General features: G+C 70.6%; 9 protein-coding genes and 1 rRNA gene. 6 read left to right on the top strand and 4 right to left on the bottom strand.

Annotated elements, in window-relative coordinates; all coding sequences use genetic code 11:
• Nucleotides 1-69, top strand: a 5S ribosomal RNA gene (rrf, locus tag ACLQ2R_RS35390); the annotation flags it as partial.
• Between the two features lie 402 nt (nt 70-471).
• Here rrf and ACLQ2R_RS35395 read toward each other — a convergent pair.
• Entirely contained in the window at nt 472-1,671 is a 1,200-nt protein-coding gene (locus ACLQ2R_RS35395; protein ID WP_425965780.1) for a phosphodiester glycosidase family protein, read from the bottom strand.
• A gap of 565 nt (nt 1,672-2,236) precedes the next feature.
• On the opposite strand from ACLQ2R_RS35395, the gene ACLQ2R_RS35400 reads away from it, so the two are divergent.
• Nucleotides 2,237-2,404, top strand: coding sequence for a hypothetical protein (locus ACLQ2R_RS35400; protein WP_425965781.1), 168 nt, complete (start codon nt 2,237-2,239; stop codon nt 2,402-2,404).
• Between the two features lie 10 nt (nt 2,405-2,414).
• On the opposite strand, the gene ACLQ2R_RS35405 is transcribed toward ACLQ2R_RS35400, so the two are convergent.
• Nucleotides 2,415-2,810, bottom strand: a complete 396-nt coding sequence (locus ACLQ2R_RS35405; protein WP_425965782.1) for a cupin domain-containing protein — start codon at nt 2,808-2,810, stop codon at nt 2,415-2,417.
• 9 nt (nt 2,811-2,819) lie between these two features.
• Entirely contained in the window at nt 2,820-4,481 is a 1,662-nt protein-coding gene (locus ACLQ2R_RS35410; protein ID WP_425965783.1) for a PucR family transcriptional regulator, read from the bottom strand.
• 322 nt (nt 4,482-4,803) lie between these two features.
• Here ACLQ2R_RS35410 and ACLQ2R_RS35415 point away from each other — a divergent pair, with 322 nt between their 5' ends.
• Nucleotides 4,804-9,315, top strand: coding sequence for a HAMP domain-containing protein (locus ACLQ2R_RS35415; RefSeq protein ID WP_425965865.1), 4,512 nt, complete (start codon nt 4,804-4,806; stop codon nt 9,313-9,315).
• Between the two features lie 48 nt (nt 9,316-9,363).
• Here ACLQ2R_RS35415 and ACLQ2R_RS35420 read toward each other — a convergent pair whose 3' ends face one another.
• Entirely contained in the window at nt 9,364-10,212 is an 849-nt protein-coding gene (locus tag ACLQ2R_RS35420; RefSeq protein ID WP_425965784.1) for a TetR/AcrR family transcriptional regulator, read from the bottom strand.
• A gap of 54 nt (nt 10,213-10,266) precedes the next feature.
• On the opposite strand from ACLQ2R_RS35420, the gene ACLQ2R_RS35425 reads away from it, so the two are divergent.
• The 3 genes from ACLQ2R_RS35425 to ACLQ2R_RS35435 all read left to right on the top strand — a co-directional run bounded on the left by ACLQ2R_RS35425 (nt 10,267) and on the right by ACLQ2R_RS35435 (nt 14,938).
• Nucleotides 10,267-11,784: an MFS transporter gene (locus ACLQ2R_RS35425; RefSeq protein WP_425965785.1), complete on the top strand. Its 1,518-nt coding sequence runs from the start codon at nt 10,267-10,269 to the stop codon at nt 11,782-11,784.
• A 344-nt stretch (nt 11,785-12,128) separates the two neighbouring features.
• On the top strand, nt 12,129-13,427 hold the full coding sequence (locus ACLQ2R_RS35430) for an aspartate aminotransferase family protein (RefSeq protein ID WP_425965786.1): 1,299 nt from the start codon (nt 12,129-12,131) through the stop codon (nt 13,425-13,427).
• Nucleotides 13,424-14,938, top strand: coding sequence for a CoA-acylating methylmalonate-semialdehyde dehydrogenase (locus tag ACLQ2R_RS35435; RefSeq protein ID WP_425965787.1), 1,515 nt, complete (start codon nt 13,424-13,426; stop codon nt 14,936-14,938). Before ACLQ2R_RS35430 ends, ACLQ2R_RS35435 begins: the two co-directional genes overlap by 4 nt.
• Nucleotides 14,939-15,062 lie beyond the last annotated feature (124 nt).

Here is a 15,062-nt window from a genome sequence, read left to right on the forward strand (position 1 = left end):
GAAGTTAAGCTCTTCAGCGCCGATGGTACTGCACCGGGGACGGTGTGGGAGAGTAGGTCACCGCCGGACAATCTTTTCTTGAGGGCCCCCACCGTCGGTGGGGGCCCTCAAGCATTTCCAGGCTTTATATGTTTCCCGCTTCATGTGTTTCCGGGGCCCTCGCCGCTGGTGGGGGCTTTCCGTGTTTTCCCTGCTTCGTGTACTTTCCAAGGCCTTCACCACACGGTGAGGGCCTTCCGTGTTTCCGGCCTGACCTTCGTCGTGCCGGCCTGCCTCCTCCGCCACCGCCCAGAGGCTTCCTGGCCGTCCACCGTGAGGGCCTTCCACGGTGAGGGCCTTCCACGGCTTCCCGGCATCCCGAGGCCTGTTGCCGTCTCAGCGCCTCCTGAGGACGGCAAGAACCACGAGAGCGCCGGGTCGGAGACCGACCCGGCGCTCATGGAATCACGGGGAGTCACACGGAAGGATTCCTCAGGGCGTGATGAAGAGGCCGTCGCCCACGGTGCGCTCCGCGCCGTCCGAGGGCCGGTTGACGGCCTTGTGCCCGACGACCATCACGCTGGATCCGCCGCCGTCGAAGTTGATGGCCTGCTTGGCACCCAGCCAGCGCATCAGCCTGGCCCCCTCGACCATCGAGGCGCCCACCGAGACTCCCGGGTTACGCCCGTCGACCGTGGCCAGGATCAGTCCGCCGGACCTGTCGATGCCCACCATCGTGCGCGGGTGGCGCCGGAGCATCATGTTGATCGAGGCGTGCCCGTCGGCCGCGGCGGTGACGCGTACCCGGCCGTTCCTGACCAGTCCGACCCCGCCTCCCATGACGTAGGTGGTGGGGGTGAGCGGGATGGCCCGGCGGGTCCGCAGATCGATGACCTTGGTATCCACCTTCATGCCGGTGCTCGCGGCGTGCTCCTGCAGCCAGACGGCCATGAGACCGGTGCCGTGCAGGATGGAGGTGCCCCGCGCGACGATGCCGCCGGCCTGCCGGAGCTTGACGATCATGCCCTGGGAGTCGATGACGGCCTCGATACCGCCGTCGGCCGCCGTCCTGCTGCCGAACTCCTCGGTGTAGAGGACCAGCTCCTCGGGCCCGGCGGCACGGTTGATGCCGTTCACCGCCGTCTTCGTGCCGTCTGTGGAGACCGCGGTGACCACCGTCTCCAACTCGGTGATCCGCGCCTTGCGGCCCTCGGTGATGACCAGTCCGCTCCGCCCGGGCACCGCCTCGCTGAGGAGCCGGCCGCCGACGACGGAGACGCCGACGGGGTCGCCCTGGAGCGCCTTGGCGGTGTGGATGTTGAAGAAGCCGCCGTTGACCCCTGCGATGGCGCCGTTCAGCTTCGACATCGAGCCGGTGGTCTCCCGCTTGGCCACGCTCTTGCCGACGCTCGTCCGGTACGACCCCCGGAACGTCCGGGGGTCGACCATGAGCACGCGCATGTCCCAGGGGCCGGTGGTCTCGGCGCCGTCGTCTCCGAGATAGTCGGTCTTGGCCCGGACGCCCTGCTCCTTGAGCTCCTTCACGACCTTGTCGGCCTTGGCGCGCTGGCCGAACGACCACAGGCCGATCCGTACCATGTACTGCTCCACGGCGGGCGCGTCCGCGGCGGCGGGTTGCACGATCTTCAGGATGGTGGGGGTGAACCCGGCCATCTCCACCGCTTCGGCCACGGTCTGAGCCGTGACAAGACGACCACTATCGTGCCCGTTGGGCATAAGTGCGGAGACTGTCCAACCTTGTGTGGATTTGCCGTGTTTAATCTTAAAAAGGGTGATTCCTGGCGCTACGCTCTGTGCATTCTTTGTCGTGGCCATGTTCGTGCCCAAGGGGAAAGCCGAGGAGGGAAACCTCGAACTCACCTGCTCGGCCGTGGCGGGGACCGCCGTGACGGTGAGCGCTACCACCGTGAATCCGGCGACAAGACGTCGCGACATGTATATCTCTCCCCATTGGTCTCCGACTTCGTGACCATCGTGCCGAGATTTACGGGTTAAGGGGAGCGAAACACGCGAAACATGGCGAGAAAGTGTGGCGGATCACCTCAGCCCACACGCCCGCAGGCCAGACGTGTCTTAAGGGGTGGGGCGGGCAGATCCCCTGGTCAATAAGGATTAGTCCCCGGCCGTTTCGCCGTGCGGGTGAGAAAGCGACGCTACGGTGCGGTAGGCCGCATTTTCTCAGAGTGAGCGGCACATCTTACGAGAGGCAGCCGTCATGGGGCTGGGAGTTCTCGTCGTGATCATCGCAAGCCTGCTCCTCGGGGTCATCCTCGGAGCGGTCCTGACCCGCCCGCGCCGCTGGGACCTCCACATCTGCGGGGACGACACGGCCGACGCCGACGACACGGCACGTACCACCGCGACCGGGCACGGTCCTGGGACCGTGCCCAAAAGGTCACGGTGACGGAGGCGTCTCAGCTCGCGCGGTGGTACACCGTGCGCAGGGTCTCATGGACGATCCAGACGGTCTTGGCCCCCTCGGCGAGCAGGCAGACCGATCCCGGTACGAGTTCGAGGACGGCGCCGCCGTCGACCTCCAGGGTGGCGCGGCCGGCGAGGACCACCACCAGGTTGTCACGTTCCACATCGAGCACGGTGCCCGCGGTGAGCTCGCGAATGCCCCGGCTCTGGCTGCCGTCGGGTGAGGACCACAGCTCGAACGAGGACAGCCGCGGGGAGCCCGCCAGGACCTGACCGGGCTCCAGCTCCTCGGGGGAGAGGCGCACGTCGCCGGCGGGTACGGAGAAGGCGCCGGCGGCGGTGAGCATCCGGGCCAGGTCGGCGGCCTCGGGAACGAAGATGTCGGGCATGGGGACCTTTCAGGGGCGGGGACCGTCTCTCCGGATGGACTCCAGCGCCAGCAGGGCGACATGGAGGGAGAGACAGGACTCGACATCGTCCAGATCGGTGTCGAGGACGCGCTCCAGCCTGCGGAGGCGATCGTAGAAGGCGGGCCGCGACAGGTGGGCCCGCTGCGCGGCGACGGCCTTGTTGCGGCCCGCGTCGAGGTACACGCGGAGGATGCCGGTGAGGTCGCCCCCGCGCTGGGCGTCGTGGGCGAGCAGGGGGCCGAGCTCGCGCTCGGCGAAGGTCTGCAACCGGGCGTCGTCGCGGAGCAGGTGGAGCAGCCCCCTCAGCCGGAGATCGGGCAGCCGGTAGAAGGCGCGCCCGTCGGGCTGCCTGACGGCCACGTCGGCGACCTGCTCGGCCTCCAGGAAACTGCGCCGTACGTCGCGGACCGACTCGACCACGGAACCGGCGGCGAGGACGAATGGGGTCGCGAAGGCCGCGCGCAGCCTCTCGGCGAGCGTGGCCAGCGCGGACTCCGCGGGGACGCGCGGCGGCAGCGGGAGCAGGACGCCGACCCGGTTCTGGTCCAGGGCGCCGATCAGGGCGGGCAGACGGGCCTCACGGCAGGCGGCGGCGGCCGCGTCGGCGAGCTCGCCGAGCCGGGCGAGCTGCTCCTGACCGTCCAGCGGGGCGTCCCGAGGACCCTCCAGGGGGCCGTCCTGGGAACCGTCGGCAGACTCGGTGAGCCGGAGCACGGCGCTGACGAGGTGCCGGCCGGTGAGCGGGACGCCGACCGCGCGGGCGCGGGCCGCGGCCTCCTCGGGGTCGGCGTAGGCGTGGGTCAGGATGCCGGTGATGATCGTGCCGTGTGCCCGGCGTTCCAGCGACTCCTGGTGGCGCTCCAGCAGGCGGCTCAGGGCCAGGGTGGTCGCGGCGCGTTCGGCGAGCACGATGTCGCGCGGGCCGGGTTCGGCGTCGTACAGCAGGATCAGGCGTCCCCAGTCCTGGCCCCGCGCGCCGACCATCGTCACCAGCCAGCCGGAGGCCGCGTCGTAGGCGGTGCGCGCGCCGGGGGAGACGGCACGGGAGCGGCTCTCCCACCCGGCCAGCAGGGTGCCCGGGTCGCGTCCCGCGGTCTCGCAGGCCAGGACCTGGTGGGTGAGGTTCTCCAGCAGGGCCGGATGGCCGGACAGGCGGGCGACCTGGCCGAGCACCTTCGCCGGGGAGGCGCCCTCGACCGAGAGCTGGGTGAAGACCTCGTGCAGTTGCTCGGAGGCGCGCAGTTCCTCGAGCTGGGCGTCGATGATCCGGGCGTGCACGGATTCGGTGATCTGCACGAAGGGCGTCTCCCTGGCCAGGGTGACCAGGGGCAGGCCGAGCTCCTCGGCAGCGGTGACCAGCGCCGCGGGAAGCTCCCCGACGAACTTGCGGCCCAGCTCCACGATCAGCCCGGAGGCGCCCACCGCCACCAGCTCGGTGATGTAGTCGGCGAGTTCACCCGGATCGTCGGACAGGGCGATTCCGGTGGTGAGCACCAGCTCGCCGCCGCGCAGCAGGTGCGCGATGTCGGTCACCTCGCCCACGTGCACCCAGCGCACCCGGCTGTCGAGCCGGTCGGTCCCCGCCACCACGCGCGGATTCCCCCGGCGGACGGTGTCCAGGGCGAGGACGTCGGCGACGGTAGGGAGCACTCGTCGAGCGTATCCGATCAACATGTAAGTACGAGGCGATCCACCGTTACATGCTGTCCCCCAGTGCCCCCGTCCCCGCCCGCCGTCCGCCCGCTCCCCGCTCACCGTCCGGCCCGCCGTCCCGCTCACCGTCCGGTCCGTTGCCCGGTCCGCTGTCCGAGGCCACCGAACCCCGTCGCGGGACCCGGCTACAGGCCGCGAAAGGCGTCCGGGGCGCCCGGGGCGTTCCCTTTCCGTGGCCTTAGGATTACCTCACCTTTTCCTGGACGGGCCGAGAGGCTTGCCGTCCGAGCCGAGAGGCGCGATGTGAACCGCTATGAACATGGTTGAGACGGCCGGTACGGGACGGGGCGGGGCCGTCAAGGGCACATCAGGGGTGGAGGAGCTCGATCTCCGCCAGCTCCTGGCGGGGTTGACGGCGGTGCGCGACGGTGACTTCGGCACCCATCTCCCCGAGGACGGCGACGGGCTGCTGCAGGAGATCGCCACCGTGTTCAACGGCATGGTCGATCAGCTCTCGCTCTTCACCTCCGAGGTGACCCGGGTGGCGCGCGAGGTGGGCACCGAGGGTCAGCTCGGCGGGCAGGCCGAGGTGCCCGGGGTCTCGGGCACCTGGAAGGACCTCACCGACTCGGTGAACGCCATGGCGGGCAACCTCACCGACCAGGTGCGCGACATCGCCCAGGTCGCCACGGCGGTGGCCACCGGCGACCTGTCGCAGAAGATCACCGTGGACGTCCGGGGCGAGATCCTGGAGCTGAAGAACACGCTGAACACGATGGTGGACCAGCTGTCGTCGTTCGCCGACGAGGTGACCCGGGTGGCGCGCGAGGTGGGCACCGAGGGGCGGCTGGGCGGGCAGGCCGAGGTGACCGGGGTCGCCGGCACCTGGCGCGACCTCACCGACTCGGTCAACTTCATGGCGGGCAACCTCACCGACCAGGTCCGCAGCATCGCGCAGGTCACCACGGCCGTGGCCAAGGGCGACCTGTCGCAGAAGATCACCGTGGACGCCCGGGGCGAGATCCTGGAGCTCAAGAACACCATCAACACGATGGTCGACCAGCTCTCGTCGTTCGCCGACGAGGTGACCCGGGTGGCGCGCGAGGTGGGCACCGAGGGGCGGCTGGGCGGGCAGGCCGACGTCAAGGGCGTCTCGGGCACCTGGCGCGACCTCACCGACTCGGTGAACTACATGGCGGGCAACCTCACCGACCAGGTGCGCAACATCTCGCAGGTGGCCACCGCCGTCGCCCGCGGAGACCTGTCGCAGAAGATCACGGTCTCGGCGCGGGGCGAGATCCTGGAGCTGAAGAACACGCTGAACACGATGGTCGACCAGCTCTCGTCGTTCGCCGACGAGGTGACCCGGGTGGCGCGCGAGGTCGGCACCGACGGCAGGCTGGGCGGCCAGGCCGACGTCAAGGGCGTCTCGGGCACCTGGAAGGCGCTGACCGAGTCGGTGAACGTGATGGCCGACAACCTCACCGCCCAGGTGCGCAGCATCGCGCAGGTCACCACGGCCGTGGCCAGGGGCGACCTGTCGCAGAAGATCCGGGTGGACGCCCGGGGCGAGATCATGGAGCTGAAGGAGACCATCAACACGATGGTCGACCAGCTCTCGGCCTTCGCCGACGAGGTGACGCGGGTGGCGCGCGAGGTCGGCACCGAGGGCAACCTCGGCGGCCAGGCCACCGTGCGAGGGGTCTCGGGCACCTGGAAGGACCTCACCGACAACGTCAACTCGATGGCCAACAACCTGACCAGCCAGGTGCGCAGCATCGCGCAGGTCACCACGGCCGTGGCCAAGGGCGACCTGTCGCAGAAGATCACCGTCGAGGCCAAGGGCGAGGTGGCCGCGCTCGCCCAGACCATCAACACCATGGTCGACACGCTGAGCGCGTTCGCCGACGAGGTGACGCGCGTGGCGCGCGAGGTCGGCACCGAGGGCGAGCTGGGCGGCCAGGCGCGCGTGCCCAACGTGGCGGGCACCTGGAAGGACCTCACCGACAACGTCAACTCGATGGCCAACAACCTGACCAACCAGGTGCGCAACATCGCGCAGGTCACCACGGCGGTCGCGCAGGGCGACCTGACCAAGAAGATCGACGTGGACGCCCGGGGCGAGATCCTGGAGCTCAAGACCACGATCAACACGATGGTGGACCAGCTCTCCTCGTTCGCCGCCGAGGTGACCCGGGTGGCGCGCGAGGTCGGCAGCGAGGGGCGGCTGGGCGGTCAGGCCGAGGTCGAGGGCGTCTCGGGGACGTGGAAGCGGCTCACCGAGAACGTCAACGAGCTGGCCGGCAACCTGACCCGCCAGGTGCGGGCCATCGCCGAGGTGACCAGCGCGGTGACCTCGGGCGACCTCACCCGCTCGATCACCGTCGACGCCTCGGGCGAGGTGGCCGAGCTCAAGGACAACATCAACTCCATGGTGAAGTCGCTGCGCGAGACCACCCTGGCCAACCAGGAGCAGGACTGGCTCAAGTCGAACCTGGCCCGCATCTCCGGGCTGATGCAGGGGCACCGAGACCTCGCGGTCGTGGCCGAGCTGGTGATGAACGAGCTGGCGCCGCTGGTCTACGCCCAGCACGGGACGTTCCTGCTGGCCGAGGAGAAGCCGGACGGCTCGGAGCTGCGGGTCGTCGGCTGCTACGGGCACCGCGACACCACCCGCCGGCACTTCTTCGGCGACTCCCTGGTGGGACAGGCCGCCGTCGCCAAGCGTCCCATCCTGGTCGAGGACATCGCCCCCGGCTACCTCACGATCTCCTCCAGCCTGGGATCGGCCGGGCCGGTCAACCTGATCGTGCTGCCGATCATCGTCGAGGACCAGGTGCTCGGCGTGATCGAGCTGGCCAGCCTCAACCGCTTCACCCAGGTGCACCGGGCCTTCCTGGAGCAGCTGGTGGAGACCATCGGCGTCAACGTCAACACCATCGTCGCCAACGCCCGTACGGACTCGCTGCTGACCGAGTCGCAGCGACTGGCGACCGAGTTGCAGGTCGGGCAGGAGGAGCTGCAGCGCTCCAACGCCGAGCTGGAGGAGAAGGCCGAGCTGCTGGCCCGGCAGAACCGCGACATCGAGACGAAGAACAGCGAGATCGAGCAGGCCCGCCAGGAGCTGGAGGACCGGGCCAAGCAGCTCGCGCTGGCCTCCAAGTACAAGAGCGAGTTCCTGGCCAACATGAGCCACGAGCTGCGCACCCCGCTCAACTCGCTGCTCATCCTGGCCCAGCTCCTGGCGCAGAACCCGGCGCGCAACCTCACCGCCAAGCAGGTGGAGTACGCCAACGTCATCCACTCGGCCGGCACCGACCTGCTCCAGCTGATCAACGACATCCTCGACCTGTCGAAGATCGAGGCGGGCAAGATGAACATCAGCCTGGAGCCGCTGCCCCTGCGGCAGCTCCTGGACTACGTCGAGGCGACCTTCCGCCCGCTGACCACCGAGCAGGGGCTCCGGTTCGACGTCGTGGTCGCCCCCGACGTGCCCGAGGAGCTGCTCATGGACGAGCAGAGGCTCCGGCAGGTGTTGCGGAACCTGCTCTCCAACGCGGTGAAGTTCACCGAGAGGGGCTCGGTCGAGCTGCGCATCGAGCGGGTGGAGCGGATGGACCTGGCCGGGGCCCGTGACCAGGAGGTGCTCGCCTTCCGGGTGGTGGACACCGGCATCGGCATCGCCGAGGAGAACCTGTCGCAGATCTTCGACGCCTTCCAGCAGGCCGACGGCACCACCAGCCGCAAGTACGGCGGCACCGGGCTGGGGCTGTCCATCAGCCGGGAGATCGCCGCGCTCTTCAACGGTGAGATCCGGGCGGTCAGCACGCTGGGTGTGGGCAGCACCTTCAGCCTCTGCCTGCCGATCGCCGACCTCACCCTCGGCGGCACGGGCCGGGCCGGCGGGCGGGGACCGGCCCTCGCGCCCGCCCCGGCGCTCCCGGCGCCGGTGGCCGCGGCCGTGCCGGAGCGGTTCCCGGGCACCGAGGGGCGGCGCCTGCTCGTCCTGGAGTCCCGGCCCAACGGGCTGCTGTCCCAGCTCGCCGAGAGCGTCGTGGCCGACCTGCCCGAGACGCACGGGCCGGTGCAGGTGTCGGCCGCCAACGACCCCCTCGCCGCCGTGGAGATGCTGAACACCGACACCCACCACTGCATCGTGCTCGACCTGGGCATGCGCCAGGACGCGGCGGCCGACTTCCTGCGCATGCTGGACGACGACCCGGTGCTGCGCGGGCTGCCGGTGCTCGCCCACCACACCCGCACGCTCACCCGGCCGCAGGAGAACCTCCTCAAGGGCCGCTCCAACACCCAGCCGCTGGAGCGGCTGCCCAGCCTCGACGAGCTGCGCGAGCGCATCACCCTGCACCTGTCGGCGCCCGAGCCGGGTGACGTGCTGCCGCTGGTGCAGGCCAGCCCCGACGAGCGGCCCCAGCCGGTGGACCAGGTGGACACGGTACTGGTCGACAGGAAGGTCCTGGTCATCGACGACGACGTCCGCAACGTCTTCGCGCTGACCAACATCCTGGAACTGCACGGCATGCAGGTCCTGTACGCGGAGAACGGCCGCAAGGGCATCGAGATCCTGTCGCGCAACGAGGACATCGACCTGGTGCTGATGGACATCATGATGCCGGAGATGGACGGCTACGCGGCGACCGCGGCGATCCGCAAGATGGCCGACTTCGCGGACCTGCCGATCATCGCGGTGACGGCCAAGGCCATGCAGGGCGACCGGGAGAAGACCCTGCAGGCCGGTGCCAGCGACTACGTCACCAAGCCCGTCGACGCCCAGGAGCTGCTCCGCCGCATCCAGCGGTGGCTGGAGATCTGACCGGCCGCCGATCGTGCCGGTCGCGTGCCGGTCGCGCGCCGGCCGGGGTCAGCGCGCGGCGGGCCGGTCGGCGGGAGGTTCGTCCCCGGCCGGGCCGGTCGCGCCCGGCCCGGGGCGCGGGGCCGGCCGCCGCCGGGCCCGCGGCCGGGAGGGGGGCGCCGCCGGAGGGTCCGTCCTGGGGGAGGACTCGCGCTCCAGGCGGGCCTCCAGGCCGTCGAGCAGGCAGGTCAGGCCGAACTCGAAGTTGAGCGCCCTGGCGGTCTCGACGTCCATCCCCCTGAACTCGGCGTACCGGGCGGCCAGCTCGGGGTGGTCGGCCGCGGCCTTCTCCACCACCGGCTGGATGGCCGCGTTCATCCCGTTGGAGTCGAGCCCGGTCCGCTCCAGCATGTTCCGCCAGGACAGCTCGGGGGTGGTGACGCCGATCACGTAGGACATCAGCGCCGAGGCCGCGTAGTCCTGGTCCAGGCCGCGGAAGCCCGCCCGGTCGAAGGTGGTGACCAGCCGGCCCATCATCCGCATCGCGTTGGGGCCGAGGGCGGGGGTGCACCCCACCAGGCCGATCACCCACGGGTGGCGCGTCAGCGCGTGGCGCATGCCGTAGGCGAAGGAGGCGGCGACGTTGCGCCAGGTGGTCTCGTCGACGTCGGGGACGTCGAACTCGCCGTAGACCTCGTCGAGGACCAGTTCCAGCAACTCGTCCTTGTTGGCGACGTACCAGTAGATGCTGGTGGCCCCTGAGCCGAGCTTGGCGCCCAGGCGGCGCATGCTCAGCGCGTCCGGGCCCTCGGAGTCCAGCAGCGTCATGGCCGCGCGCACGATCTGCTCGCGGCCCAGGGCCGGGCTCCTGGTGGTACGCGGCTCGCGTGTCCAGACGGAGCTGAAGTGCTCGTTCACACGACCAGCATAAATCCGGTGGTACACCGTTCGATGATGTCGTACAGTGTGCGAGTGGAATCGAACACTGTACGAGACGAACGCGACCCGAGGCGCTGGTGGATCCTCGGGGTGCTCTGTCTGAGCCTGCTGGTCCTGGTGGTGGACAACACCGTCCTGAACCTGGCCATCCCGGCCCTCATGGTCGACCTGGGGGCCAGCCCGTCCGACATCCAATGGATCATCGACGCCTACGTGCTGGTCTTCGCCGGGCTGCTGCTCACCTCCGGCAGCCTGTCCGACCGCTACGGCCGCAAGCGTTTCCTGATCATCGGGCTGGTGCTGTTCGGCGGCGCCTCGCTGCTCGCCGTGCTGGTCACCGAGCCCTGGCACCTGATCGGCGCCCGCGCCCTGATGGGCGTCGGCGGCTCCATCCTGATGCCGAGCACGCTGTCGATCCTGATCACCGTCTTCGACGAGCAGGAGCGCCGCAAGGCGATCGCCGCGTGGAGCGCGGTGGCGATGGTCGGGGTGATCGCCGGTCCGACGCTCGGCGGCTTCCTGCTCAACAACTACTGGTGGGGCTCGATCTTCCTGATCAACGTGCCGGTCGCGGTCGTCGCGGGCATCGCCGCGCTCCTGCTGATGCCCGAGTCGCGCGGCCCGGCGAGACGGCTGGACCCGGCCGGTGTGCTGCTGTCGATGATCGGCATGAGCGCGCTGGTCTACGTGGTCATCTCGGCGCCGTCCGCGGGCTGGACCTCGGCGGAGACGCTGGTCGCCGCCGCTGTGGCCGTCGTGGCGCTGACCGTGTTCGTGGTCTGGGAGATGAGGGCCTCCCACCCGATGCTGCCGCTGGAGCTGTTCCGCGACCGGAACTTCAGCGGCGCGTCCTTCTCGATCGTGCTGATGTCGTTCGGCACCGGCGCGCTGCTGCTGATGCTCACCCAGTACCTGCAGTTCGTGCTGGGCTACGACCCCATGCGGGCCGGGCTGGCGCTGCTGCCGTACGCGGTGGCCGCGGCCCTGTTCAACGCGGTGGGCGCCGGTCTGGGGACCAGGGTCAGCAACCGGGTGCTGGTCGCCTCCGGGATGGCCGTGATGGCCTGCGGCTTCGCCGTGATGGCCTTCATGACCGCCGAGACCGGGTACGGCACCCTGATCGCCGGCCTCATGCTGATGGGGATCGGCGGCGGCCTGGCGGGCCCGGCGGCCTACGCGACGCTGATGGGCGCCGTGCCGCCCGCGCACGCCGGGGTCGGGTCCGCGCTCAACGACACCGTCCAGCAGGTCGGCATGGCACTGAGCATCGCCGTGCTCGGCAGCGTGCTGGCCGGCGTCTACACCGCCTCGATGCCCGCGGACGCGCCCGCCGCCGCCCGCGCGTCGATCGGCGAGGCGATGCGCCTGGGCGACCCGGGCGTGATCGGTACCGCGCGCGAGGCGTTCGTCTCGGCCATGTCGCTGGGCTCCTGGGTGGGCGTGGCCTTCACCCTGGCCGCGGCCACCCTGGCGTTCGTGGTGCTGCGGCCCGCGGCGACGGCGGGACCGGGCACGGAAGCGGAAACGGGGCTGGTGAAAGCGGAGGGCTGAGACGACCACCCGGGCCCCGGGTGCGGGGGCGCGCTTCCGGACGGTCTCGGGAGCGTCTCGTCCGGCCCCGGGCGATTGCCTCGGCGGCGGGCGGGGGAGATGCTGGTCCCACGGCCGCGCGGCGCGCGTCCGGACCGAGGACCGGGATCCTCCCGCGACCCCTCGTACGGCTTGCGGCATCCGTCGCATGGCGCAAGCCGTACGAGGCCCGGGCCCGGAGCGGGGTCCCGGCGGGCCGGCCGGTCGCGGACGAGGCACCCGATCTGACAGTGTGACGGGTTTGATCGGGATGTGCCGACATGTTGCAGGTAGGAGTGGTGGCTCCGAGCGGTGATACTCGATACATGTCGGACCTCCTTGCGCGCCACCGCGCGGTAATGCCCAACTGGCTGGCCCTCTACTACGACGAGCCCATCGAGATCGTCTCGGGCAAGGGCAACCGGGTCGTCGACGCGTCGGGCAAGAGCTACCTCGACTTCTTCGCCGGCATCCTGACGAATATGATCGGGTACGACGTGCCCGAGGTGCGGGAGGCCGTCGAGCGGCAGCTCGCCACCGGGGTCGTGCACACCTCCACGCTCTACCTGATGCGCGGCCAGATCGAGCTGGCGGAGAAGATCGCCAGACTCTCCGGCATCCCGGACGCGAAGGTCTTCTTCACCAACTCCGGCACCGAGGCCAACGAGACGGCGCTGCTGCTGGCGACCTACGCGCGCCGCTCCGACCAGGTGCTCGCCATGCGCCAGAGCTACCACGGCCGCTCCTTCGGCGCGGTCGGCGTGACGAGCAACCGTGCCTGGAAGAACAGCTCGCTCTCGCCGCTCAACGTGCACTTCCTGCACGGCGCCGACCGGCACCTGACGCCGTTCCGCGGCATGTCCGACGCCGACTACGTCGCCGCCTGCGTCGAGGACCTGCGCCACGTGCTCTCCACCGTCGTCGGCGGCGACGTGGCCACGCTGATCGCCGAGCCCATCCAGGGCGTGGGCGGCTTCACCATGCCCCCGGACGGCCTGTTCGCCGCCTACCGGGAGGTGCTCGACGCCGAGGGAGTCCTGTTCATCTCCGACGAGGTGCAGACCGGCTGGGGCCGTACCGGCTCGGCCTTCTTCGGCATCCAGAACCACGGGGTCACGCCGGACATGATGACCTTCGCCAAGGGGCTGGGCAACGGCTTCGCGGTGGGCGGCGTCGTCGCCCGCGGCGACCTGATGGACGGCCTGCACGCCGTCGGCCTGTCCACCTTCGGCGGCAACCCGGTCTCGATGGCCGCCGCCAACGCCACCCTGGACTACGTCCTCGACCACGACCTGCAGGCGAACGCCGCCAGGACCGGCGCCCTGATCGTCGACGGGCTCCGCGAGGCGGCGCCGCGCCTGCCGATCGTCGGCGACGTCCGGGGCAAGGGCCTGATGTTCGCCCTCGACCTGGTCGACCCGGCGACCGGCGCGCCGGCCCCGGCGCTCGCCGCCCGGTTCATGGAGGAGACGAGGAAGGCGGGCCTGCTGGCCGGCAAGGGCGGCCTGTACGGCAACGTGCTCCGGATGGCCCCGCCGCTCACGCTGACCGTGGAGGAGGCCGCCGAGGGCCTGGGGATCATCGTCGACGCGCTGGAGACCGTCAACGCCGAGGTGACCTCGTGAAGAACGTCACCCACTGGATCGCGGGCGGCCCCGCCGAAAGCACCGGGGACGCGGCCCGTACGGCGGACGTCTTCCACCCCGCGACCGGGCAGGTCGCCGGGCGGGTCCACCTGGCCTCGGCGGCCGAGGTCGACGCGGCCGTGGCCGCGGCCGTCGCCGCCTGGCCCGCGTGGCGGGACGCCTCGCTGGTCAGGCGCTCGCAGGTGCTGTTCCGCTTCCGCGAGCTGATGTACGCCAACCGCGACGAGCTCGCCCGGCTCATCTCCGACGAGCACGGCAAGGTCCACTCCGACGCGCTGGGCGAGGTCGCCAGGGGCCTGGAGGTCGTGGAGTTCGCCTGCGGCATCCCGCACCTGCTCAAGGGCGGCTTCTCCGAGGGCGTCTCCACCCGGGTCGACTCCTACTCGATCCGGCAGCCGCTGGGCGTGGTCGCGGGGATCACCCCGTTCAACTTCCCGGCCATGGTGCCGATGTGGATGTTCCCGATCGCGATCGCGGCGGGCAACACGTTCGTCCTCAAGCCGTCGGAGAGGGACCCCTCGGCGTCGCTGCTGATGGCCTCGCTGTGGAAGGAGGCCGGGCTGCCCGACGGCGTGTTCAACGTCGTGCAGGGCGACAAGGTCGCGGTGGACCGGCTGCTGGAGCACCCGGACGTCAAGGCGGTCTCGTTCGTGGGCTCCACGCCCATCGCCCGCTACGTCTACGAGACCGGCACCCGGCACGGCAAGCGGGTCCAGGCGCTGGGCGGCGCCAAGAACCACATGCTGGTCCTGCCCGACGCCGACCTCGACCTCGTGGCGGACGCCGCGGTGTCGGCGGGCTTCGGCTCGGCGGGCGAGCGCTGCATGGCGATCTCCGTGGTGCTGGCCGTCGACCCGGTCGGGGACGAGCTGGTCGACCGGATCGCCTCCCGGGTCTCCGAGCTGACCGTCGGTCCCGGCGACGACCCCGCCTCCCAGATGGGGCCGCTGGTCACCGGGGCCCACCGGGACAAGGTGGTCTCCTACCTCGACCTGGGCGTCTCCGAGGGGGCCAAGCTCGTCGTGGACGGCCGCCGGACGCCCGTCCTGGGCGGCGGCGCCGCCGAGGAGACCCCCGGTTTCTGGCTGGGGCCCACGGTCCTGGACCACGTGCCGGCCGGCTCCCGGGTGCACACCGAGGAGATCTTCGGCCCGGTCCTGGCGATCGTCCGCGTCTCCTCGTACGAGGAGGGGCTGGAGCTGATCAACGGCGGTGAGTTCGGCAACGGCACCGCGGTCTTCACCAACGACGGCGGCGCGGCCCGGCGCTTCCAGAACGAGGTGGAGGTCGGCATGATCGGCATCAACGTGCCGATCCCGGTGCCGATGGCCTTCTACAGCTTCGGCGGCTGGAAGTCCTCGCTCTTCGGTGACAGTCACGTGCACGGCACCGAGGGCGTGCACTTCTACACCCGAGGCAAGGTCGTCACCTCCCGCTGGCTCGACCCGAGCCACGGGGGCGTCAACCTCGGGTTCCCCACCAACGGGTGACCACCGGGTGATCGTCACCGGATGACCACGGCCCCGGGTGTCCGCGGGCCGGTCGCGGGAGTGGGCCGCCGGGAGGCCGCCGTGCGGGGGCCTGCGGGGGGCGGGGAGGGCCGGTAGGCTCCCC

The sequence above is a fragment of the Streptosporangium sp. DT93 genome, from assembly GCF_049844535.1.
In the GTDB taxonomy this organism is placed as follows: Bacteria; Actinomycetota; Actinomycetes; order Streptosporangiales; family Streptosporangiaceae; genus Streptosporangium.